This window comes from Arthrobacter sp. RT-1, from assembly GCF_003367205.1.
Taxonomy (GTDB): domain Bacteria; phylum Actinomycetota; class Actinomycetes; order Actinomycetales; family Micrococcaceae; genus Arthrobacter.
Window position 1 is genome coordinate 41,532 of record NZ_QRGQ01000007.1, and the last position, 22,569, is coordinate 64,100.

Below are 22,569 nucleotides of genomic sequence, written 5' to 3' on the forward strand. Positions count from 1 at the left end.
CTAACATGAGCACAACAACTGCCCCCAAGACCGTGCGGACCCTTATCGCCCCCGACAAGTTCAAGGGCAGCCTCACAGCCAGCGAAGTAGCCCAGGCCCTGGCAACAGGGCTTCGCTCCGCCGCTGACGTCCCAGGCACGGCCGGAACAGTTCAGTGCGAACTGCTTCCCCTGGCGGACGGAGGTGACGGCAGCGTCGACGCCGCCGTCACCTCCGGCTTCACCCGCCACAGCTACACCGTTGCCGGCCCCACCGGTCAACCCGTACAGGCCAGCATCGCGTTCGACGGCACCACCGCCGTCGTCGAAGTCGCCAACACCTGCGGACTCGGACTGCTGCCCGAAGGCAAACTGGAGGCACTGAACTCCTCCAGCCGCGGATTCGGCGTAGCTATCCTGTTCGCACTCAGCCTCAACCCTGCAAGGATCGTCCTGGCACTGGGCGGCAGCGCCAGCACCGACGGCGGAATGGGAATGCTCACCGCCCTCGGCTACAGCTTCCACGACTCCCAAGGGCGCCAGCTCTACGGCAGCGGAAGAGCGTTGGCACAGGTCCGGTCCGTGCACCGCACCGCCCTCCCGGAACTGCAAGAGACCGAACTTGTCGTCGCGAGCGACGTCCACAACCCCCTCCGCGGCCCCAACGGCGCACCGGCAGTCTTCGCCCCACAAAAAGGTGCCACAGCGGAGGACGTCGCATTCCTCGACGACAGCCTGGGGCACTTCGTGAACAAAATGGCAGAAGCCGGATTCGCCGACGCGGAATCACTGGCAGCACACGAAGGCGCCGGAAGCGCCGGCGGCATCGGATACGCCTGCCTGCTGCTCGGCGCCAAACAGGTATCCGGAGCCGACTACTTCCTGGACCTGCTGGACTTCAACACCCGCAAAGACAGCTGCGATGTCGTGATCACCGGCGAAGGCAGCATCGACGAGCAGACCCTGGCAGGGAAACTGCCCGCCGCTGTTGCGCGAAGGTCAGGCACCCGCCCCATCATCGCCGTCGCCGGCCGCTCACTGCTTCCCAAGGAGCGATGGTCTGAAATGGCCCTCACCAAGGTTTACACCCTGGCCGAGTACACCGACCTGGACTCCTCCAAAGACCCTCACCTCTCCGCCACGCTGCTCCGACAGATCGGCAAAGAAATCGGAACAAACCTCTTGTAGCTGAACTCGACACAGCGCGGGAAACAGAAACACCCGCCCGGGATTAAACACGGGCGGGCGTTTCTGTATCGGAAATCCACACAACAGAATACAAGGGCAGGTATATGAGACGCGCGAAAATTGTGGCTACGTTCGGCCCGGCAATTGCCAGCTACGAAAACACCCTCGCTGTGCTCGAAGCCGGTGTTGACGTCGCCCGGATGAACATGAGCCACGGCGATTACACCGTGCATGACAACACCTATGAGAACGTCCGCAAGGCAGCCGCTGAGCTAACCAGGGCTGTGGCCATCATGGCGGACCTGCAGGGTCCGAAGATCCGCCTGGGCCGGTTCGTTGACGGCCCGCACGCCCTCGCGGAGGGTGACACCTTCACCATCACCACCGAGGACGTTCCCGGCACCAAGGACATCTGCTCCACCACGCTGAAGAGCCTCACCGAGGACGTCAACGTGGGAGATGCCCTGCTGATCGACGACGGCAAGGTGGCCCTGCGTGCCACGGCCGTCGACGACGTCAAGGTGGTCGCCGAAGTGACCGTGGGCGGCATGGTGTCCAACAACAAGGGCATCAACCTGCCGGGTGTGGCTGTCAACGTCCCTGCGCTGAGCGAAAAGGACGAGGACGATCTGCGCTGGGCCATGCGCCGCGGTGTTGACCTGGTTGCCCTGTCCTTCGTGCGTGACGCCACGGACATCCGGCGCGTGCACGAGATCATGGACGAAGAAGGCCGCCGTGTGCCGGTGATCGCGAAGATCGAAAAGCCGCAGGCCGTGGAGCAGCTGCCTGAGATCATTGACGCGTTTGACGCGATCATGGTGGCCCGTGGCGACCTTGGTGTGGAGCTTCCGCTGGAGGAAGTGCCGATCGTGCAAAAGCGCGCCATCGAGCTGGCCCGCCGCTGGGCGAAGCCGGTCATCGTGGCCACGCAGGTGCTGGAGTCCATGATCGACAACCCGCGTCCCACCCGTGCAGAGGCTTCCGACTGCGCCAACGCTGTGCTTGATGGTGCCGACGCGGTCATGCTCTCGGGCGAGACCAGCGTGGGCAAGTACCCGATCGAGACCGTCAAGGTCATGGCCCGGATCATCGAGTCCACTGAGGTCCACGGCCTGGAGCGCGTCCCTCCGCTGGGGACCAAGCCCAAGACGCGTGGCGGCGCCATCACGCGTGCCGCCGTCGAAATTGCCGACCAGCTGGACGCGAAGTACATCTGTGCGTTCACGCAGTCCGGTGACTCCGCACGCCGCCTGTCCCGCCTGCGGCCTATCAAGCCGGTCTTCGCCTTCACTCCGGTGGAGCAGGTCTGGAACCAGCTGGCCCTTACCTGGGGCATCCAGCCGGTGCTGGTGCAGATGGTGGACCACACCGATGAGATGACCGCGCAGCTTGACCGCAGCCTGATGGAGATGGGCCTCGTGGACGACGGTGACCTGGTGGTCATCGCCGCCGGTTCGCCTCCCGGAAAGGCCGGTTCGACGAACTCGCTGAAGGTGCACAAGGTGGGCGACCTCGCCGACTCCACGCGTGTTGGTGAAGCCGGCAGCAACAAGGAAAAATTTTGTCCCCCAAGTGTTAGAGCCCGGGGCCCAGGCTGGGTCAGGCAGCGGAACTTCATCGCCTCGATGCCCCTGTCTCAGGGCGTACCATGCTCATCCAAATTACGAGCTAGGATGCCCCAACAGGGCAACAACAACAGGTACGGCCAGGGGCAAAACCGCACAGCGGAGTGTCACAGGTTGCCGGTCGAGCTGTCACCGGCGCCCCTCTTTCGACGCTTATGAACCCCAGCAGCCGCTGTTCGTCATTCCCACCACCTTGTGCGCGGCGCCGCTCTCACGACCCTAAGGACGGCACGTGACGCATGCTTGGGGTTGAAGGCTTCGACGATCCTTCCCCATCACAGCGATTCCAATAAAGCAGACGTAAGTGTGGACAATGTCCACACCCCCTTTGGCAGGACAAAGGCTGCAATCGCAGCTCCTACGACGTCTAAGAGGAGCGCTAAATGAAGAACCTCGTACCAAAGCCGGGCGACGTCATGTTGTGTTCGCCACCAAGGACCATGAATAGGTGTTGGACAACCAGGCCCAACCCGACACAACGGAAAAAAGGAATCGCATATCCCCATCACAGCAGGCGGAAGGCCCCCCAGCCAGGGACTTGAACCCGCCACCTCACATATCTGAATAGGCCCCCGCGGCGGCCAGACCACAGCCCGCGCACCTAGCGTCAGAGGGACGCCACCACAAGCCATGTCAACACGATAAAGCAAAAACCCCTCTGACGAGGGGATATGCTGTGCCCGAGGTGGGACTCGAACTGCATTCCAGCCCTTACAAACGCTGGGTATCCGCGGAAATATGCGAAATCCGGCCCTATCCAATCCAGATACGACCCGTTCCGAAGCCCCAAGTGTGGACATTGTCCACACGCTCTCTTCACACATCACACGAGGTTCTTGGCCGTCGCACGCGTGACCAGGCCAAAGTGATGCATTTCTTCGACCGCGAGCAGTCAACTACCCGCGGCTGGATGATGCTCCCGGGGTGAGCAGGCATGCCGTGGTGACATCGTCTGGTGGTCGTACGATTCATGTTGACGCGGCATCGCGTAACGGGAGCTGGGTCAACGGACGGCGCGTCAATTCGCCCATGTGGACATAGTTCCTTCGGGCAACCATTAGCTGATCGCTGACGCACCCTTCATCACTGGCGGGCCTGCCTTCGCCACCAAGTGGTAACGGACCCCGCCAGTAGCAACGGAGTCCGCACGTGGCGTGAACGCCAGCCTGCCCGATTTTTAATTGGGCACTGTCAGGCTGGTAAGTGACTCAGTCTTTCGAGGTCGCTCCGCCCGAGGGGCGCCGTGCAGAGGACTTCTGATATTCCGCGCAGACGCCTTCTGAAACTGACATTTTCGGAGGCTTGCCATAAGCGGGTTAGAAACGGTCGTTATTGACCTGCTCGGATCCGTCTTTATGCAGCTGAAGAACTGCGGTCCGGCCGGCCTCCGACATGAACAAAGCGGAGTATCCGTTACGCATCCAGCTTCTAGGCACGTCACTTGGTATAAGTTCCCTTAGGCTTGCCGCCGGCACCCATACCCCTCGTTAACCCGTCCGGTGGTCGACCCGATCCTGACTAGCCCCACCGGCGGTTCACCCGTACGGCGAGGATCCGCCACTCTTACGCGTCGCCGTGCGCCGGGGAGACGAATGCGGGCGGCTGGAGCGATCCGCCATCCCCTCCGGACCATGCTCACGGGAGCGGTGCGCCCAACGCGCAGCAGTTGTCACCGAGACCTGAAACCGGTCCGCGGCCCGGCGCAGGCTCCAGACCTGGGCAAAGAGACGCTGCGCGAGCTGTAAGCCGGCAACGAGGCGTCAGAAGAGCTTTGGGGTGGGACATGAAGACCTGCGTGCGTGGAATTGGACTCTAGACAAGCCCCACTCCACCCGGAGGTCTTCCTCATGTCATCAAACCACGCCGAGCGTCACTAACGTCCGTGGTCAATACATCTAGCCTTCCGACGCGCTCAGCGGCATGATGAGGAAGTCTCAACGATGCGGGCGGCCGGATCAGCACCACCCAGCAACCGGACTAACCAAGGAGTGCGCGTGAATGCCCGGACCGTTCTCAAGCTTACGTGGCCTTACGTGGCGCGTCTGTTCCGAGCCCGATACCTGTCTGTTGCGTCCCTTGTCGCGCTGGGCCTCGTGGGCGGTCTGGTGGCGACTATGAAGTCGCTCCTCGAGTCGGCCGTGATCGATCAAGCCGCGTCCGCCCTTAATGCGAGGGACGCCGCTGTCTTCTGGCAAGGAACGTTCAACGGCTGGCCTAGAGCGGCCGACGCGACTGATTGGGGCGAGCAAATCCTTGCACTCCTCAATGGCGTCACACTCACCATCACGACCGTAGGAGCGTTATACGTGATCGTAATGGTCGCCAGCATCACCTTGTCCGTGCTGGCGGTTCGCATCCGCGAAACGATAAACGTCGAACTCTTTCGCCACATGTTCGGGGATGGGCTACGAGCCTACATGGAGACCGGCGGCGTGGAACGCGGCCCCAACGAGCCAGGCGGAGTTACCGGCGCGGTGCAGCAGGGGGCGTCCGCCATCTCAGGGGCGTGGGCCGTCGCTGTCACCTCCTTGCAGCAACTGGCAACGCTCATTTCCGTTGTGGCCCTCGTGGGAAGCGTGCATCCCTTATTCGCAAGCACATTCGTCATCGTTGCGCTCGCGTTGGCTGGCGTGAGCCAGTTGCAAGCCTCACGCCTGGCCCGACAGCGCCAGTTGTTCGACGAACAGCGCAAGGACCTGCTCGCTCGCACGGATGACGTTCTCAGCTACCGTGACGTACTGCTCGCCCATGAGAGAGATGGAGACTACGTGAGGCGCCTCGCCTTCGCCTCGGAAGGGCTCGCCTCCCTCGATCGCAAGCTCAGCATTCGCGAGTCGGTCTTCCAGTCTTTCCAAGGCGTCATTTTCGACGTTGGCAGGCTGGTAGCCGTCGGGCTGGTGGTCGTCGCTGTCGCTGCAGGTACCGACTTGGGCGCGGTCGGAGACATCTACTTCTTCATCTCCATCTACTCCCGGCTTCTTGGGCCGGTGATGGCTCTCCTGGCAGGATACGACAGCGTGCGACGATCCACTTCCATGTCCGACTACCTGCTGCGACTGCTCCGACAGTGGACCACTACGCGAAGCGACGCCCGCCCTCCTGAGCCACCCCAAAGCGGGCACGATCCGGTTATCCGCATGTCAGAGGTCACGTACAGGTACCCCGATCAGGAGTCCGGTCCTGTACTAAGCAGGTGCTCGTTCGAGGTTCCGCGCGGAGGAACTACGCTCCTGATCGGTCGTTCCGGTGCCGGCAAGACGACCTTGGCCCGCATCGCCCTGGGCTTCCTGGTGCCCGACCAAGGAATCGTGGAGATTTTCGGTGCCGAGAGCCATGGACTGGACCGCGCCGTGCTGGGTCGGATGAGCTATCTTGCCCAGACGCGGCATTTCGTCGAGGGCACAGTGCAGGACAACCTGTTCGCCGCCGACGCGGTGAGCGTTGCTGAGCAAGCCGCGATTATCCAGCAGGTTGGGCTTGCTCAAACGCAGGATGGCGCAATCGCGCTGCTTGCGGAGGAGGCCCGTGGCCTCTCGGAGGGGCAGAAGCAGAGGCTGGCCCTTGCACGAATTCTCGTGGATCGGTCGGAGCTTGCCATTCTCGATGAACCGCTTTCAGGTGTCGACGCCCTCACCCTCAGCGAAATCGAAGGCCCCATGCAGGCTTGGTTGGCCAATCCGGCGCGCACCGTGCTCGTGATCAGCCACCGGCTGGAGTTCGCGCTGTTCGCCGGACATGTGGTGATCCTCGACGGCGGCTCGGTGATCGAGGAGGGGGACCCGCAACTTCTGCGATCGGACCCCCGGAGCATGTTTCGGCGGATGTGGGACGCGGATCGTCGGTTCGAGTGAATCTGCCCAAATCCCACAAAGGAGCTGAGCCCCTCTTCGAGTTGATTGGAGCGGCTGGGTGTCAAGGCGTAGGCTCAGAACACACGGCGGCGCCCCGTGAACTGGCGGATTCGCTTCAGCAGTAGTCCTCCGATCTGATCCAGCGCGAAATATGGGTACGGTGCGAGGTAAAGCTGTCTCAAGGTGGCCTCCGCAAACATGATGAACGAGCGCCGGTTGCCGTCAAGCTCGTGGGAACCATGTACGGCAAAGGATGTAATTCTTCACGGCCGCACCGGCAGCTTCGGCCGTCGTGGCGCAGGTCGTTCGCCAGGTGGCGTCTGTTTGTTCAGAGACCCAGGGAAAGTTCTCAAGTGGTTTTCGCTCCTTGGTGGCAGGTTCTGGCGATGGAGTAAAGGGCTTCGATGCTGGTCCATAGCTGGGCAAGGTAGGTGTCTGTACCAAGGAGGCCGGGCAGGGTGGCGACGTCCTTCCGAGCGTGCTCGAGCCCTAGTCCGACGAGAGACCCGCCCCCCCCCCATCTCCCCTGCCTGTTTTACAAATTCCTTCACGCCCTCAGCCGCAGTAGGTGCTAGGTCAGCTGCAGGCCAATCGCTCCCGCAGCCGCGGCACCCACCACCGGAGGGATGAGGGTGCCCATTATGTTCAGCAGCTGGGACCTGGCGGCCGCCATCACAGGTACGGAGTGACGAGGAGCAAAGCGGGGATCGAGCTTTCCAGGTTTTATCCAGAAAAAAGCGGAGATAGTAATGCGTTCCCTACAGAAAGATCCCCGTAGGCTCTGGCCAAGCTGTAAGCATCATCGGTCATTGGACCTCTGATGGAATGCTCATGGCTGGCGTTTCGTTGCGGCCAGTACACCCCAGAACTGCCGGAAAATCATACAGAATTCGTCCCCCGGCTTGCGCCTGCACAATTTGATCTAAGTAGACAGCGTCGCGCGTTATCCATGCGTTACTGCACCGGAGACCGTATCAACACCCGCCTCTGCTCCGAGCCATCTTTGAAAAACAACGCTCATGAATCCGGCAACGGAGGAACGGGTCGCCGACTTGGGCACATGCACGCTTAAAGGTGCCGACATGCGGGCCCCAGAAAGAATCGGGACCTCGGTCGATTATTTAGGGTCTGCCCCTCTGGCCGCGGCTCCAAAAGTTTTGACCGCCATCTATGCCCATCCTTACTGAGCTTCAATCTGCGCGGCACTAATAAGCATTTGAATGAGCCCTGCCTCCGATGCCTGGCAGAAGTCATGCCGCTTGGTTCCTTGGCATCGCTGGACAGGCAGAAGTTTCATCGCTGCTTGTCATACTGATATGCCCCCATAATCGCTGGGCGGACCTCCGCGCAACCAAGGCGCTACGGCGCCGACCCCGAACCGAAAATTTCTGCAATAGAAGACCGAAGCATTGCCTGCGGATGAAGTTTTCGTCCCGGCGCCGGTCCCCCAAGTTGCACTCCGGCCCCTCAGCCCAGCGGGCGGTCCCCTACCAGAACGACGCCCACAACCAACAACCGCAGAAAACGCAGTGATTGGCACCGTCGCCGCGCTCACCGGGGTCCTCGCCGAACAACGCGCGCTCCGGCAAGGCCGGAAGCTATGGTTGAACATGCTCTACGCCGACACTGTCCCAGCGATGACGACTGCCAGGCCCTCGTTGCCCACGTGCAATTTCCGGCTATCCGGGACCGGCTCATCGCGGACATCACAGGAGTCGACGATCCCATGCCAGCAGATCCTGTTCGCCCAAACCGAAGCCGCGCCAAAGTGGTCACACATCGAATGGGCACAACAAGTCCTATTGCACGCCTACACCCTCACCGGCGCAGAACATGCAGCCCCAGCCCTTACGGCTATCGGCTACATCAACTGGTGGGAAGGCAGAGGCAGCAAAGCACACCAATTCCTCCAACTCGCCCTCGACACCGACCCGCCTACCGACTCGCCCGACTCAGCGACCAAATGATCGGCTCAGGCCTCGTCGCCGGCTGGAACATGAACAATGCGCATGTCGTGGATGGCTGCTCGCCCTCAACGCGTCGCTGGCCGGGCACACTCGATCAGAGTCCTTCTCCGTCCGCCGCGCCCCCGAGGCACGGCCTGGACTGGTGTGCTGGGCCCGGCGAGGATGATCTCGACGCCATCCTCGCTGCCGCCGCAAGGAAATCATCCTCGAATGAAACAATCTGGAGCCGCCGGAACCGGAAGAACCTGTACCACCGCAGCTGGAAGACATTCGCCGAACGTGACTTGCTCGGATTACGGGAAAAATTGCGTTCACGGGCCGGGGGGGTACACAGTTCCGAAGTCGTAACGCTGGAATAACGAGGGTCCTGCTTTACTGGGCACGTTCTATTTGCGGCAGTTTGACGAATTGATCGTTGAATGTCTATAGGGGGTCGCGATGGATGCCTGGGTGCCCTTGTTTCAAACCGCTCTGTGGATCGCATTTCTGTTGTCGCTTGGGCGAATCTTCCGACCTGAAATTTCGGATCTGCGCACCGCGATTCGCGACCGCCTGCGAAAGGGCGCACCTGTGAAATTTGGGGAATGGCTGGAGTTAGGTGGGATTCAGCAGGAAGTTCGTGATCTTCGTGGCCAGATCGATGACTTGTCACAGCGGGTTGCCGTGCTCTTCCTCTCAACCATGTCACCGACGATGTATACAAACCTTCGAAAACTGGAGTCCGGCCACTTTGATCTTTCGAGTCCACCGACGGACTTATCCGCGAGCTTCAGCATCTCCGCGACGTTGGGTATATCGAGATCTGGAGCCCTGGCCTGAGACATTTGCCGCAGTCCGGCTCCAAACTCAGCGAATTTGCGACAATAACTCCAACAGGACGAGATTTCGTCAATCTCCGGAAATCCCTGCCAAGCACGCAGGCTTGACAAACCTTTGACATCCAATTCGCCATGAACACGGAACGCGCCCTGCCGACGTAGCGCCTCCTCGGTCCAGCCGACCTTTGGCCAGAACTTTGCCCACGGTCGAGCCGGCCAAAGGCAGGTGGGCGCAATCCGGCGTGGTCCCCACGTTGGGTGAACCCCAACGCGATGAGCCGCCGCTCCGTACGCAAGCAGTCGGGTTTGGATTTTGCGCGGCGAGGACGACGCATTAGTCATGCCGTCCTCGCAAAAGACTCGGTACGGTCCGTCCATTTCTTCGCCTTGGCGGGCGAGAACTGGAACCGCCTCGCGGCCAGGACGCAGCGTCCAGCCCTGATCGATAACCAGCGCCTATCGAATCATGCCCTTGAGCACTAATATAATGAGTCGCCTAACTATCCATCTCGGGATCCAGTTGAGCTTGTAGTAGGTGAGACCGCCGGAGCCGTCTCTACCCCATGTCTGACTGGCACTGTCGATGAACTGAGCGTAGACATGCCTAGATTCGCCCCCCCTGTGGGAAGGCCAGTCGTCCGCCTGGCTCAACTACGTCAGCTTCAGAATCGGCCTCATTTTCGTCGAACTTAGCGACGAGCCTCACCGAGCAGATCGGTAACTCGCTCCCGTTACTAATGAAGCACTCGTAAGCCGTTCCGGTCTCAGAAGCCCGCCGCGAGCCCACGGTTACAGCAGGGGCCTGTTGCCGGATTTGGTCTTTTACCTGTTGGCGGAGAGTTATGGCTCCCAGCCACAGCGCTCCCACAGTTCCGATCGCTGCGGCTACATTCGCGCCAGCGCTGATCCTGTCGGTTACTTCAGCAGCCATAGATTGCCTACGCGGACGCGCGTTCGGTTGGGCTTTGAGGGTGTGTCGAGCGACAAATCCTGCTCCTGGGTTGGCTCCGAGTTGGTTCAGGAAGCTCTAACTAGCTGACCCTTGCCTCGCAGAGCTACCTTTGGATGCAGAATACAGGGGAGCCGAATGTATTTCCTGATGCTTCAACAGCAGTTTGATGTTCCAGCTAATTGATTGAGCGGACGGGTACTCAGACCAGGTCAGCAAGGACAACTTAGACGATATTCCGTTCTTATGACGCCCATAGTCTCGCACCTTTTCAAGAAGAGGCAACACAAATCAATTCGACGTCGACATGTTAAACGCGTGACATGCTGATAACGCTGTTGGTAATGGTCGAAAAGTGAGCCATTCTGACGCTTGGCGTCCAGCCGTCGTTGCAACACCTGAGGGATTTAGGAGTTGCAATTTGCAGAGATGAAAAGGCGGAGGAAGTCCCGAGGAGCACCTCCGAAGCACGCTGCGCGTGCTCATCATGATCAGCTGATGAACCAGGGAATGGGGAATTCCGAAGCCTGCCGGATCGTGGGAATCAGCCGTAGTTCGGGTACCCGACGGCGGCACGGCCACTCTGTCGTGCTGAAGTCCGGAGACATCAAGAAGTAACGCTCCCATCTTGCTCCGGAGGCCAGCGGTCATCTCCGCCCGGTTCCTCTCGGAGTCGGAACGGATCACGATCGTAGACCTGTTGCATAGCGGCCGGAGCATCTGTGCCTTTGCCAGGGAGCTCGGACGGAGTCCATCGACGGTAAGCAGGGAGATTCGCCCGGAACACTTATGTGGCCTCGGGTAGTTACCGTCCGCGGACGGCTCAGCGGAGTGCCGAGCGCAGACGGAGCCGGCAGCGCACCGGGAAAATCGCCGGCAACCCGGTCCTGCGCGCGTTTGTTAAGGGACATCTTGGCTGTTTCCTGCCATCATTCGTGACGTTTTCCCCAGACTCCGAGGGGGCAAAACAAGGCGCCCTGTTCACGGCTGCAATGTCCAGGCTACCCTTGCTGGATTAGACGGGTGGAGGGTCGCCAAATTATCTACAGACGACCGTCAGATTGCCCTGTCCTTTCAGGATTCGGCAGCCATCCTCGCAGCCTCTGCTTCCGTAAGAAGAAGAAGGCGCGGTGATCGGAAAATCTGAGGATCGAGCCCCTCGTCACTCCCCGAGGTCGAAGACGTCCGCTTGGATACCGTGCCGACCACTTTTGCGTTTAATGGCTGGAGTGTCGTACACCACCAGGATCGATTTGCCGTCCTCGAGCACGGTGATTCCCTCAGCCCGGTCCTCACCCTTTCCGAAGGGTACGTCGAGTTCGCATTTGAGCTCGTCTTTGTTCACGACGGCCTCGACTTCTGATGTCAGTGCGTCCCGCCAGCGGAACAGGGCAGTGCGGCCGTCGAGCTCCATAGTCGGTCCTGCCAGGACGAGTAGGTCCTCTCCGTGGCGGCACAGATCCCGTATCCCTAGGCCGCCCAGGTCGAGGAAATGCTTACCGTAGTGGCGGCCCTCAGGCCCTGGTGCGTCACCGGCCTTGAATTCGATAACAACTGCCCATCCGCGCAGAACCGGCCCGCGTAGGCCGAGAAACACGCGGTCCCCCGACACCGCGAGGCCTTCGCAGTCGATCCCGTTGTCCTTGCCGGGGATTGGGTGTTGCCGTAGGAAGCCTCCAAGGTGCGGGTCATCGGCCAGTAAATCCAACAGGCCGATGCCGCTGCCTCCACGAGGACCGAGCACAGGGACGTGATTCTGCTCGGAGTTCTGGCTTCCGCCCGGGTCAAGGAGTGCTCTGATAGAGAGCCGAGCCAGTACCTGTCGGCGCAGACTGGCTTCGACTGTCGCCAAGGCTTTCCGGGCCTGGTCAGGGTCGTGTTTGTCCTTAACGCGTTTGCGGACCGCGCTGTGCGACCCCAGCAGCCACAGTGTGTCACCCTCGACATCGAGGCCTTCGATGTCGATTTCCCCCTCACCGGGAAGCTGTAGGAGACGGGTTAGGTCGAAGCTGCGGTGGGCGCGGGCCAAGTCACCTTCAATTGTGAGCCGCTCCAAACTGGTCGTCTCATCGTTGGCCACCCAAAGGTGGTCGCCCTGGCGAATGATCGCGGACAACCCATCGCGGAGGTCGTCGTTCGGACTAAGGGTGCTGGGCTGGTCGAGGACGAGTGTGATTTTTCCGGACGGTTTATCCGCCTGGGGCCAGCCGGTCATAGCGGATCACTCCATTCCCTGGGAGGCTCCCAGTCCGCCTGCGAGGGTCCCGTCAGCGGCGGTCGATCCCACATGTCACTCCTATCTTTGACGGATTTTGGAACACGGGCAGAGGGCGGCCGGGCGCCCCTGATTCTTTCGCACTATCAATGGATAACCCCCGAACGCGCATGGTAAGAGTCCTGAAGCTCAAACACTTACGGCGGAAATCTGCATTAATCCTGCATCGTCCCGGGCAACTGACGGACATCGTAATCCTGCAGGGAATCCGGGCCTGAGTCCATTGCTTTGGTTCGGTCAGTGACAATGATGGCCGCCCCGGTGATCGGGCCTTCGTCGAGCCTTCGCAGCCGCGCGGGAACCAGCACGGACAACCGGATGGCGCTACGGTTCCTTGTACTTGCAAGGAGAACTCCCGTGAGCATGGTCCCAAGGTCGGACGTTGATATCGCCAGATCCTCCCCGAAGAACTCCCGATTATTGCCCGGCAGGCCGTTGCCCTGCACGGACAGCACACCGGGTTCGGCGCTGTACTGCACGTCGATGCCTTCACCGGCGAGCGTGAAACTCTTCATCTTCATTTTCCCCTCTGAACTACAACAAGCGCTCCCTCTACAATTGGCTGGTTTTGTCCCCTGTTACAGGGAAGCGTGTCCCAATCAATCGGCCGGAACAGACAGGCGGCGGTATCCGTGTTGTCCCCCGATCATTGTCGGTGCAGGCCGTGATGAGCTCACCTACGGCTCGGCCCAGTGAACCTGTCAGCCGGAGCCAAGCTCGCCCAATTCGACGTACAGCTCCCGGCCCACCTCGACCTGGACACGGAACCCGTGGAAGCCTTTTGGCCCGCTGGTCTCGAAGAAGGTCCCCTCGGCAGTCTCTTTGGGAACCAGCCGGGTCTGCGGAGTGTTGCCGCGGCCCGGGAATGCGACCGGACTGCCTGGTTGGATTCCCGGGTCACGTCCTGTCCCACAGGCCGTCCGGCCTGATCAGTCACCGTGCCGGGAACCAGTCGTGCGGTGAGAACCTGGTCAAAGTCAGGACTGGCCGTAATCCGATGCGCGAGGTGCAGTTGCCCGGTACGTCCGAAGCAAAGGTAGGTTAGCTCTTGGTTTTCCGCATGATTGACCGTGAGGTCCAACTCCTCGAAATGAACGACACTGCGGACCTCTGCAACCGCGCGGGCAATCGCCCGGCCCCCGCGCTCGAAGTGACCCTGGAAAATCACGCCCTTCAGTGGTGATCGCACCGGGCCCCCTCCTGTAGGGTCAAGATCGGCGATGTGGAACTCCGCGGGTTCGAACGTGTGCCGGCCATCAGCGTTGGTTAGGGGGTCGGCGCGAAGCACCTCGCGCGCAGCGTCATCCAGTCGGACCTCGAGGATTACCTGAAAATTGTGCGGGCTTTGAAACATCGGCAGGTGTGACAGGTACAACGTTTCCTCGCCAAACAGCAACATGCCGTGGACGCCCATCGTGCCGTCCCCACCATGGCCGCCGTGCTCGTGCTGCTGAGACATTGCATACCTCCTCCGACTCGGCACATCCCCCCACCTGCGAATGACGTCACGATCTGCTCCTAAGGGACAGATCCAACGCGGCCGCGCCGCGATGCAACGACGAATCTGATTTAGCCGGCAGACACCGGCCCTACCGGAATGGCTGAATGTGAAGGGCCCCTTATGTCGCACATATCTACATGTGCTCACACCCGCCGTTACTACCGCGTTACTGCTGCATGGGCGAACAACGTAGTGTCGGCGACTGCGGGGTCGGAGGACGGCGCCCTTTGATTGCAGGGGCTCTCGAGGAAGATCAAGCCCGCAGTTTCACCTTATTACTTCGCTGCTTACCTGGGAAGGCAGGCCCGATAGATCTGCTCGTACTCGGCAACCATGTGGCGGGCGTCGAAACGCCGTTCCGCCCGAGCCCGGCAAACCGAACCCGGGAGCCGGAAGGCTCGATTGATGGCCCCGGGCAGCTCGTCGGGCCTATCACACAGCACACCGGTTACTCCTTCCTCAAGCAATTCGGGCAGCGCGCCCATGCGCAGCGCGACGACCGGTACACCGGCGGTCGTCGCCTCGGCGACGACTAGGCCGAACGGTTCGTGCCAGCGCGGAGGCAGAATAAGGCATCCGGCCTCGGCCAGCAGATCGCACTTGCGGGCGTCATCAATCTCACCGACCCACTCAACGCCCTGACAGAGCAGTGGAGCAAAGGTGCGAGCGATGTAGTCATTCTCCGTCTTCGTCGTGGCGTCGCCGGCGATGACGAGCCGACGCTTGGCGGCGCGCGCGGCCGCGATCGCCAAATCGACTCCTTTAGTGGCGCTGATGCGGCCCAGATAAAGGACGTGGTGGGCCTTCCGCTCGATCCCCTTGTGCGGCTTGAGCGGAATTCCATTGTGGACCCGCCCAATCCAGTTGAGGTCCGGTGCGTCGCGAAGTTGGGAGTCCGACAAAGCGACCAGCCCAACCGCGGGACTGATGGACTGGTAAATCTCCGCGAAGGAATCAGGCCCAGCCAGGGCGACATGGACAGTTGCTACGGTGGGACAGGGATGGTCGGCGGCTGATAGCAAGCCGCTGATCGTGTGATCGTGGACGATGTCTGGACGCAGGTCGCGGATCACTCGGGCCGCGACGAGTGCGTGTCGGACTTCAAGGGTTACCGGATCGTCCGCCATCTCTGTTGGGGCTACGGGCAGTGTCGGCACGTAGTGGGCCTTGGTGTGACGCGGACCAACGCCGACGAGCGTGACCTCGTGACCCCTGTCGACCAACCCTTCAACGAGGGCAAAACAGACACGCTCAACACCGCCGTACCCGCGCGGTGGGACTTCGTAGTAAGGAGGCGAGACGACTAGGATCCGGAGCGGGAATTGGGCCTGTTTGCGCATAGCCTCGCCTACTATAGCAGTGTGTCGGAAGTCATTCGACCGATCGAGGAATCGGAGTTCCCTGAATTCGTCCGGGTGCTGGAGAACGCAGCCGGACGGCACGTGACGCCGCAGTCCGTTGAAGATGCACGAATTTCCTATCCTCTCGACCGCGCGCTGGCGCTCTGCTCGGACGGCGTCATTGTGGGGGGCACGGCCTCGGACGCCCTCGAACTCACCGTATGCGGTCCTGCCGTTGTGCCGGCGGCACGCGCGACCTTGACAGGGGTGCTTCCCACCCACCGTGGGCGCGGTTTGGCTACCGCGCTGCTGACCCGCCAGGTGCAAGACCTGCGGCAGGCCGGTGAGGTGCTTGTCGTGGCGACTACATCAGTGCCGGGACTGGTCACTGCTGCGGATTACGCGCCGGTGTCGCGGGCGGCTGCCGTCGAGTTGCACCCGCGGAGCCTGCGCCTGGCCGCACCCGAACGAACTGGTACGGTCCGAATGCTCGAGGCCGACGAGTTACCGACGCAGCTCCCCGGCATATTCGACCGCCACCGTCGCCGACAACCCGGACAGGTCCATCGGCGCACTGATTTCTGGCGGACGTGGTTCCTCGACCGCCCGCTCTATAGGATCGGAGACGGACCACGCTTTGTAGCGCTCTACCAGGACGACGAAGGGGTGCCGCAGGGCTATCTCACCTATCGCCTCCAGCCCGAAGACCTGCGCGAGCAGCCGGTGGGCGAGCTGGTCATCGAGGACCTTATCACCGTCACTAATGATGCCAGGCGGGACCTGTGGGTATATGCGGCGACGTTCACCCAAGCCCGGACAGTCCGGGCTGTAAACGTCCCTCTAGACGAGCCGCTACGCTGGCTGTTATCCGATCCCCGCGGTCTGCGCACAACCGGCGTGCGTGATTTCCTGTGGCTGCGCATACTCGACATCGCTGCCGCGCTAAGCACCCGAGCTTACGCGGTGCACGACCGCCTGCTGCTCGAGGTTCACGACCGGCACATCAGGGAAAACGCCGGCCGTTACGAACTGACTGTGGCGCCGAATTCCATCGCCTGCGTGCGAACCGACGCTCCACCGGACATGGTGGTGGACATCGCTGCACTGGCGGCCGCTTACCTGGGGGACACAACGATGACAACGCTAGCCGCCGCCGGCCGGGTGCGCGAGTGCCGGCCCGGCGCGCTGGCCCGAGCCGACGCCCTATTCGGACTAAGGCCTGGGCCGTGGACGGTCACCGACTGGTAGCTCTAGCGGCCCTTTAGCTTACCAAGCGAGCCCAGAAGCTCTACGGCTTTCTTGAGGAGGTTTAGCAGCGACTGCCCCGAAGCGGCCAGCAGGTGTTTTTTGTTTAATTCGTCAAACAAGAATCCCAAGAGGGTCAACAGAGTGCCCACGAGCAGGCTGACGTTGCCCAGAAGACTTAGGACCGAATCGGATCCCACTTCCACGGCGACCGCAATGCCCAAAACGACAATCAGGAGTGCGGGGAGCCATGTCACTCCCCCCCGGCCGACGATGGCAGCCAGCCGCGCCTGTGATAGCTGCTGCTCGAGGTCGCGAAGGCGCTTGTTCTCGGCGACCAGGTGATCGATCAAAGCACCCTGTGTAGAGGGCGCGCCGGCAGTGACAGCGGACGAGTCTGGCCATTGCAGAGTCGTCAGCCGTTGTACGCCGACGGGAAAATAATCTACCGCGAGCAGAAGTGCGTGCGTAAGGCGGGCCCGTCGCCCTACATCCCGGGCATCTGGTGTCGATTTTCCCCGGCCGAGTTCACGCAAGACAACTTGCGCACCCGCAACCGCATGCTCGGCCAAGCGTTCGGCGACCTCGGGGTAATCCTGGCCGAGCAGATCTAAGATTGCTAGCACGCCCCGCACGACGTCGGCCGTTGCTTCCACCGAGGCCCAGCCCACCTCCGGTTGTGGTGGGAACCGCTCCAGCTGATCGGCAATCAATTCGGCTAGCCCTTTGACACACCCACGATCAGCGTGCAGTAAACCGAGCTGGTGCAGCAGCGCGATCGAGTCCAGGACACGTACCACCGGTGCCACCCGGCTCAGGGCGGGTACGGCGTCGACCAGGGCGGCCCGCACATCCTGCAAATAATCCTGATCGGCGTTGCGGGACCACCCAATTCGGACAGCCAAAATCTGCAGCCGGACATCGAACTGCTGGGCGAGCCTACGTTCCAGCATCGCGTCGATCAAGTTCAGGTTGGACCGTTCTGATGAGTCGAGCAACGCCACAACCTGGGCCAGCGCGATGCTGGACGAAAGATCTTCCTGATGACGGGGTATCGCCAACCGTTCAAGGATTTCGTCGACGACGCCGCTGATCTCCCCCGGCGACACCGCGCCGGGCGTGCGATTAAATTCGTCGACCCACAATAAGGTCAGGACGGCGGCGATATTGCGTAAACGGTGGGCTGAATCTACGGTGTCCCAACCGCCCACCGAGCGCATCCTGGCGTACAGGCCCCGGGCAAGCTCACGTTTAGTGTAGCGACCGACGTAAGCGGTAATCTTGGTGGCCGGAAGTTCAGTGGCCACGTCGGTGGTGAGCATCGTACCGCCACGTTCGAGGAAGCACAGGACCTCGGGGCGATCCTTTAAAAGCGCCAGGTTCTCGGGAGGAATGACGAAGAGCTCGACCTCCGACTGCGGGTTCGTGAGCAGCCAGCGTTCAGCCCTGCTGAGCTCGCCAGATTGCGCCGGCGCACTCGACACTGCTGATGACCGGTCCAAGCCCAGCCACCAGTGCAGAAGCTTCCTCGGGGCAGGATTCTCGCCGACGCGGAGCAGTCGGATCGGCGAACCGAAGGCTGCCCAGCGGATGAGGTTGGCGAGCATCGCGGTGTTGCCCTGCCAATCGAGCAGCGGCGTGCAGACAACAACGCGTTGCGGCACATGATCGTTGGTGCGAACCAGGAGGGCTTCCGTATCGTTACGCACCAGCACCAGCTTGAAAAGGTCGGGAAGAGTGGGCCGCACTAGTGCCTTGAAGAACAGCCACGACGGCCCGAACTCGAAGCCGCCGTCGCGTAGTCCGTCGAACGCCACCTCTATTGGGTAGTGCAATACGATGTCGTCCATATCGTTCACTTGTGGCGGATATACCGGCGTAGGGTCAGGGGCCGGACTGGTGCGCGTCGCCATGGCCGGGCACAGATCGTGTGGCAGGACGGACGACAGCGAGTCGAGCCACTGGTGAAGCACGATGACGCCGCCACCACGGTCGATGTAGGCATGCAACTTCTCAAGGTGGTCCGCCACGGCACGGTTGACTCGGTCAGACGTGAGCGAGTTTGTGGCGAATATGATGCACGCGACATCGTTGTCCAATGTCGCAAGTAGGCGATTGACCTCATCATCAGCGAAGAACTCAACACCGGCATCTACTACGTCGCCCGAAATAAGCCGCACGGCTTCCTGAAAATAATCGGCGGCCACATCGGCCCAGCTGGAACGGGACACCTCAGTGCCGTTCTGGATCACCGCAATGATTGCGACCATAGTCAGCCCCCTGTTGGACAATAGTGGTTGCGTGCAAAATCGAGGTTGGTCTCGATCGTGTGGCCGGCCGACCCAGATTGGTGTGTGTGCCGTCTCAGGTCGCCTTTCCCTCCAGGTGCCCCGAGGTCGTTTGAGCTCACATTGCGGTATGGAATGTTGGAAGCAGCGCCACCAATCATGGGCACGAACCGGAGTACCGCACTCACGTTGGTTCTATCGGGCCTGTCCGGTTCATCCAGGCCGCTTCCGGCGTCAGGGTCACGATAAGTGAGGCGAAGACTGCGGAGGTGCTTGCCCTGTAGCCCGGCCTCTAAGGGACAGATCAAATTTGCGGTGCCAGTCTTTCCGTCTCTGAATGAAACTGCACCTGCCTGCGCCTCAATAAGATCCTCCGGCAGAGTAAACGGTGTGGGCACGGCGGCCATTGCGTTGAAAGACCATATGGCGGCAGCACCTGGGGTTACGAAAGCTTCTCCTTCTGCATCTGCTCGGGCCATTGTTTGCACCTCTCATAACCATTGGCTGGGCAGCGGACGGGTGCTCGGCCTTCTTTCAGCTACAAAACTTTTTGGCGTTTACTCCAGGACATGCCCGGTTAGTCCCACAGGGTCAGGTTAGGGACGAGCGCGTTACGCTGGCGTTATTGGTGATGTGATCAGGAGCCCAAGGGCTACCCCGCAGCCCGCGCAAGATAATGCCCTCCTGTTAGGACAGCGGATAACCGATCAGGATTGTCCCCCGGCTGTTGACAGCGAATTGGTCGTCCACAGCACCTCCTGCCTCATTGCGCAATGGGCCGTTGCACGATTGCAGATCAAAGAGTGCGGGCACGGCTGGTGGTAGCTCGAGCCCTCCACAAGGGAGTTCCAATTGTCCAGATGGTGCCTGGACAGTCTGGCTAGGCCGTTCCGCCTGGCCGTGATGGCGGCGGCCACTTCATGTGTCTGCAGGGCGGCGGTCCAGTGCGATACGAAGTCTGCTTGCTTGAGCGGTCGGGAAGACCAGCTAAAGGACCTCTCCGTGCCTATGAGTCCGACGGGCTTATAGACGGACTCATGACACGGCCCAGTACGTCTCGTAGCGCATGTGGTCCGCATCGCTGGCAATGCCACCGAAGTCGGCATCGATCGCTTCGAACTCCGTAAGATAGGCACGCATTGCCGCCATCTTTGCGGTAATCGCTTCCTCCGACAAGCGGACTGCATTCCGTGATAGTTGCTGCTCGTCGACCCCCAGATTGTCTAGCGCCGCTTTGACTGCTTCGTCCGCCTCCGGGTTGGGCCGTGGAGCGAACCATGACGGCAGACCGTGCCTAAGGTAGTAGGGGGAGTCGGCGTACAGCCGCACCCTCTGCCCCCGGCGGGCCAAGTCAACCCCGTAGCGAGCCACGTCCTGATGATCTGGGTGCGCGCCGATACCGGCAGGGACATACACGAGCATGTCCCGCTCGATACGTGCACCTATCGCTGCATCGATGACGTCCAGGCCGATCCGGATAGCGGTCTCGCGCCTGCCCACGGCGAGTAGCCCGTCGGGCTCGCTGCCTGCAACAGCGCGCAATTTGGGTACCGCGTGCAGACGGTAGCCCAAATCCAGCAAATCGGCGTGCACGAGCCCGCACCCTGCAGACGAGATCGCGGCTTCGTCTTCCTGCCGACGCCGGGCCGCCCAGGCCGCCGATTCTGATGCGCCGTGCATCTTATCGAGCGGCGTGACGAATCCCGGTGCGGGGATTCCCGCGAACACCGTGATCACTACAACCTGCCGGCCCCGCCGCAGCACGTCCCACGCACTGAAAACCGCGTCGTCGGGATGGGGTGAGAGGACGACGATGAGGGGAGGGCTAGCAAAAGCGTCTTCCACGACCCACCCCTCGGCGTCCAACGTGATTTGACCAGTATACGTATCGCAGCGGCGCAACTATACGGGCAAGGCTGAATGGCGCTAACTGTTATGAGGCACGGATGACTAATGCTGATGTATCAGGAGCGGATTCGAGCGGCGCCCTTAATAATGACCGCAAAACAATTGAATAGCATGTCCGGGACGCCTGCGACCTCCCGCGCGCCATTGCACCTGCGCGAGGGCGCTCCTAACCATCAGCCAGCAGGAGATTGGCTTCGTGAGGAAACGAACAACTCGTTTCGGGGTCTGACCATGCGATAACGCCCCGGTAACGCTGGTCTAAATATCGTCGTTCATCATCGTCCGGTCCTCAGCCATAGAGGCTGATCATGCGTGTTCCCCGGAAGAGCCTCACAGCAGAGGGGAGTTTGACGAGCAACAGGGGCAGCAATGAACCGCAGCACCCGGGACCGGGCTCGGTACAAACCAGGCCGCCTGGAATCGACCGAGGGAGCCTAAACGAGTGGAGAAGAATGCTGCAGAGGGCAGGCGGTATCAGATTCGAGTGGGGCGCTCCTGACACAAGATCGCTGGTCAGAACGGGTAAAGATTACCACCTAGCCGGCGCGCAGATCTGTTCGAACCTTCACCAAAACATCAAAACTCAAAACTCCCCTACAGCAGACTGAAGGAAAGAAAATGACCGACGTAACCGATTCGCTAAACCTCTTGGATCGCCCCGAGATTCCCGAGGACGTAAAGACGCTGCTCAGGGTGATTCCGGGACAGGAACAGATCGAGCTTACCCCTCCTGAGTCCTTCCCTTCTGCCGAGCAAACAACCGAGCCGTACTGTCCCCCGTGGGCTACCGTCACCGAACCTTCCTCTGACGAAACCTTCGAGGTGGAGGGTCAGACGTTCGTTGCACCCCGAGTGCACGAAGAACCGAACCCCATGCTGTATCCGATGTGCACCGTCGGCATCGTCTTCAACAGCAATGGCAAGCGCGGAAGCGGGGTTCTCGTTGGCCCGAATCTACTGCTAACAGCTGGGCATGTCGCCCCTTGGGGAGCTGCTAATTGGAACATGGAGTTTGTTCCCGCCTACAGGAACGGGTCGCGTCCTTTCGGCAGTTCATTCGTTCAGACCTACCACGGCTACAACACGAACAGAAGCGTCACTGGCTACGACTACATCATTTGCAGGCTCTATAACCCCCTCGGCAGGGCCCTCGGGTGGATGGGGGCGGCGTCCTTCGGCAACGAAAACGACTACTACAACAAGCGGTTTGTCTCCTCCGGATACCCCGGCAGCTACGGCGAACGGCCAGCTGTCGAACTCGACATGGGCGTCCGGGACATCGACAACGACAGCCCCGGCAAGGAGCTTGAGTTCGCCTTGCGCGCCGATCTCGGACCTGGCTGGTCCGGCGGCCCCCTCTGGCAGCACACAGCGAACCCCTACGTCGTCGGTGTCCTGAGCGGTCAGGAAAAAGACGGACTGGATCCGACTCGACTGGTGTACTCCGCTGGGAGCGCACTCGTAGACCTGGTCCGGCACGGCCAGGCGAACTGGCCCGCGTAACTGACCAAATTGCGTCTATCGGATCCCTGTCAGTCACGTTATTGGTGTCTGATCATGCAGTCCACATCGACAACGGTGTTCACCCGGGGCCGAGGGCAAGGATGTCTCTCACCTTCGGGAGCCCGAGTGCGTC

At 61.1% G+C, this 22,569-nt stretch carries 14 protein-coding genes and 1 pseudogene; 9 read left to right on the forward strand and 6 right to left on the reverse strand.

All coding sequences use genetic code 11. From position 1 onward, the window contains the following. The first annotated feature begins 5 nt into the window (after nucleotides 1-5). The 3 genes from DXK94_RS07795 to DXK94_RS21905 all read left to right on the forward strand — a co-directional run bounded on the left by DXK94_RS07795 (nucleotide 6) and on the right by DXK94_RS21905 (nucleotide 3,832). Nucleotides 6-1,166, forward strand: coding sequence for a glycerate kinase (locus DXK94_RS07795; protein ID WP_115524536.1), 1,161 nt, complete (start codon nucleotides 6-8; stop codon nucleotides 1,164-1,166). Nucleotides 1,167-1,270: 104 nt separating this feature from the next. After that, complete coding sequence (gene pyk, locus DXK94_RS07800) at nucleotides 1,271-2,950, forward strand: pyruvate kinase (RefSeq protein ID WP_258868482.1); 1,680 nt, start codon at nucleotides 1,271-1,273, stop codon at nucleotides 2,948-2,950. Nucleotides 2,951-3,697: 747 nt separating this feature from the next. Continuing rightward, nucleotides 3,698-3,832 carry an FHA domain-containing protein gene (locus tag DXK94_RS21905; protein ID WP_115524537.1) on the forward strand — a complete coding sequence of 45 codons (135 nt, stop codon included), beginning with the start codon at nucleotides 3,698-3,700 and terminating at the stop codon, nucleotides 3,830-3,832. Nucleotides 3,833-4,312: 480 nt separating this feature from the next. Here DXK94_RS21905 and DXK94_RS07810 read toward each other — a convergent pair. After that, nucleotides 4,313-4,576: pseudogene (locus tag DXK94_RS07810) on the reverse strand (leucine zipper domain-containing protein); the annotation flags it as partial. 209 nt (nucleotides 4,577-4,785) lie between these two features. On the opposite strand from DXK94_RS07810, the gene DXK94_RS07815 reads away from it, so the two are divergent. The 3 genes from DXK94_RS07815 (at nucleotide 4,786) to DXK94_RS21910 (ending at nucleotide 11,181) form a co-directional block, all read left to right on the forward strand. Beyond that, entirely contained in the window at nucleotides 4,786-6,642 is a 1,857-nt protein-coding gene (locus tag DXK94_RS07815; RefSeq protein WP_181884769.1) for an ABC transporter ATP-binding protein, read from the forward strand. Nucleotides 6,643-9,047: 2,405 nt separating this feature from the next. Continuing rightward, nucleotides 9,048-9,428, forward strand: a complete 381-nt coding sequence (locus DXK94_RS07825) for a hypothetical protein (protein WP_115524540.1) — start codon at nucleotides 9,048-9,050, stop codon at nucleotides 9,426-9,428. Between the two features lie 1,648 nt (nucleotides 9,429-11,076). Beyond that, nucleotides 11,077-11,181, forward strand: a complete 105-nt coding sequence (locus tag DXK94_RS21910) for a helix-turn-helix domain-containing protein (RefSeq protein WP_395928700.1) — start codon at nucleotides 11,077-11,079, stop codon at nucleotides 11,179-11,181. Nucleotides 11,182-11,538: 357 nt separating this feature from the next. Here DXK94_RS21910 and DXK94_RS07835 read toward each other — a convergent pair whose 3' ends face one another. The 3 genes from DXK94_RS07835 to DXK94_RS07850 form a co-directional block, all read right to left on the reverse strand. Then, nucleotides 11,539-12,591: a DUF3616 domain-containing protein gene (locus DXK94_RS07835; protein WP_115524542.1), complete on the reverse strand. Its 1,053-nt coding sequence runs from the start codon at nucleotides 12,589-12,591 to the stop codon at nucleotides 11,539-11,541. A gap of 215 nt (nucleotides 12,592-12,806) precedes the next feature. Then, entirely contained in the window at nucleotides 12,807-13,166 is a 360-nt protein-coding gene (locus tag DXK94_RS07840; protein WP_115524543.1) for a hypothetical protein, read from the reverse strand. Nucleotides 13,167-14,439: 1,273 nt separating this feature from the next. Further along, the gene (locus DXK94_RS07850; RefSeq protein ID WP_115524545.1) at nucleotides 14,440-15,492 is read right to left on the reverse strand and encodes a glycosyltransferase; all 1,053 of its coding nucleotides are present in this window, start codon (nucleotides 15,490-15,492) and stop codon (nucleotides 14,440-14,442) included. Nucleotides 15,493-15,513: 21 nt separating this feature from the next. Here DXK94_RS07850 and DXK94_RS07855 point away from each other — a divergent pair, with 21 nt between their 5' ends. After that, nucleotides 15,514-16,740 (forward strand): GNAT family N-acetyltransferase, encoded by a 1,227-nt coding sequence (locus DXK94_RS07855; protein ID WP_181884771.1) that lies wholly within the window; start codon nucleotides 15,514-15,516, stop codon nucleotides 16,738-16,740. 2 nt (nucleotides 16,741-16,742) lie between these two features. On the opposite strand, the gene DXK94_RS07860 is transcribed toward DXK94_RS07855, so the two are convergent. Then, nucleotides 16,743-19,007 (reverse strand): hypothetical protein, encoded by a 2,265-nt coding sequence (locus tag DXK94_RS07860; RefSeq protein WP_115524547.1) that lies wholly within the window; start codon nucleotides 19,005-19,007, stop codon nucleotides 16,743-16,745. Between the two features lie 1,053 nt (nucleotides 19,008-20,060). Then, nucleotides 20,061-20,870 (reverse strand): PIG-L deacetylase family protein, encoded by an 810-nt coding sequence (locus tag DXK94_RS07865; RefSeq protein WP_181884772.1) that lies wholly within the window; start codon nucleotides 20,868-20,870, stop codon nucleotides 20,061-20,063. Between the two features lie 59 nt (nucleotides 20,871-20,929). Here DXK94_RS07865 and DXK94_RS21915 point away from each other — a divergent pair, with 59 nt between their 5' ends. Next, a complete protein-coding gene (locus DXK94_RS21915; RefSeq protein WP_115524697.1) occupies nucleotides 20,930-21,043 on the forward strand; it encodes a pentapeptide repeat-containing protein in 114 nt (37 codons plus the stop codon). 508 nt (nucleotides 21,044-21,551) lie between these two features. After that, a complete protein-coding gene (locus DXK94_RS07875; RefSeq protein WP_115524549.1) occupies nucleotides 21,552-22,436 on the forward strand; it encodes a serine protease in 885 nt (294 codons plus the stop codon). Nucleotides 22,437-22,569: the final 133 nt, after the last annotated feature.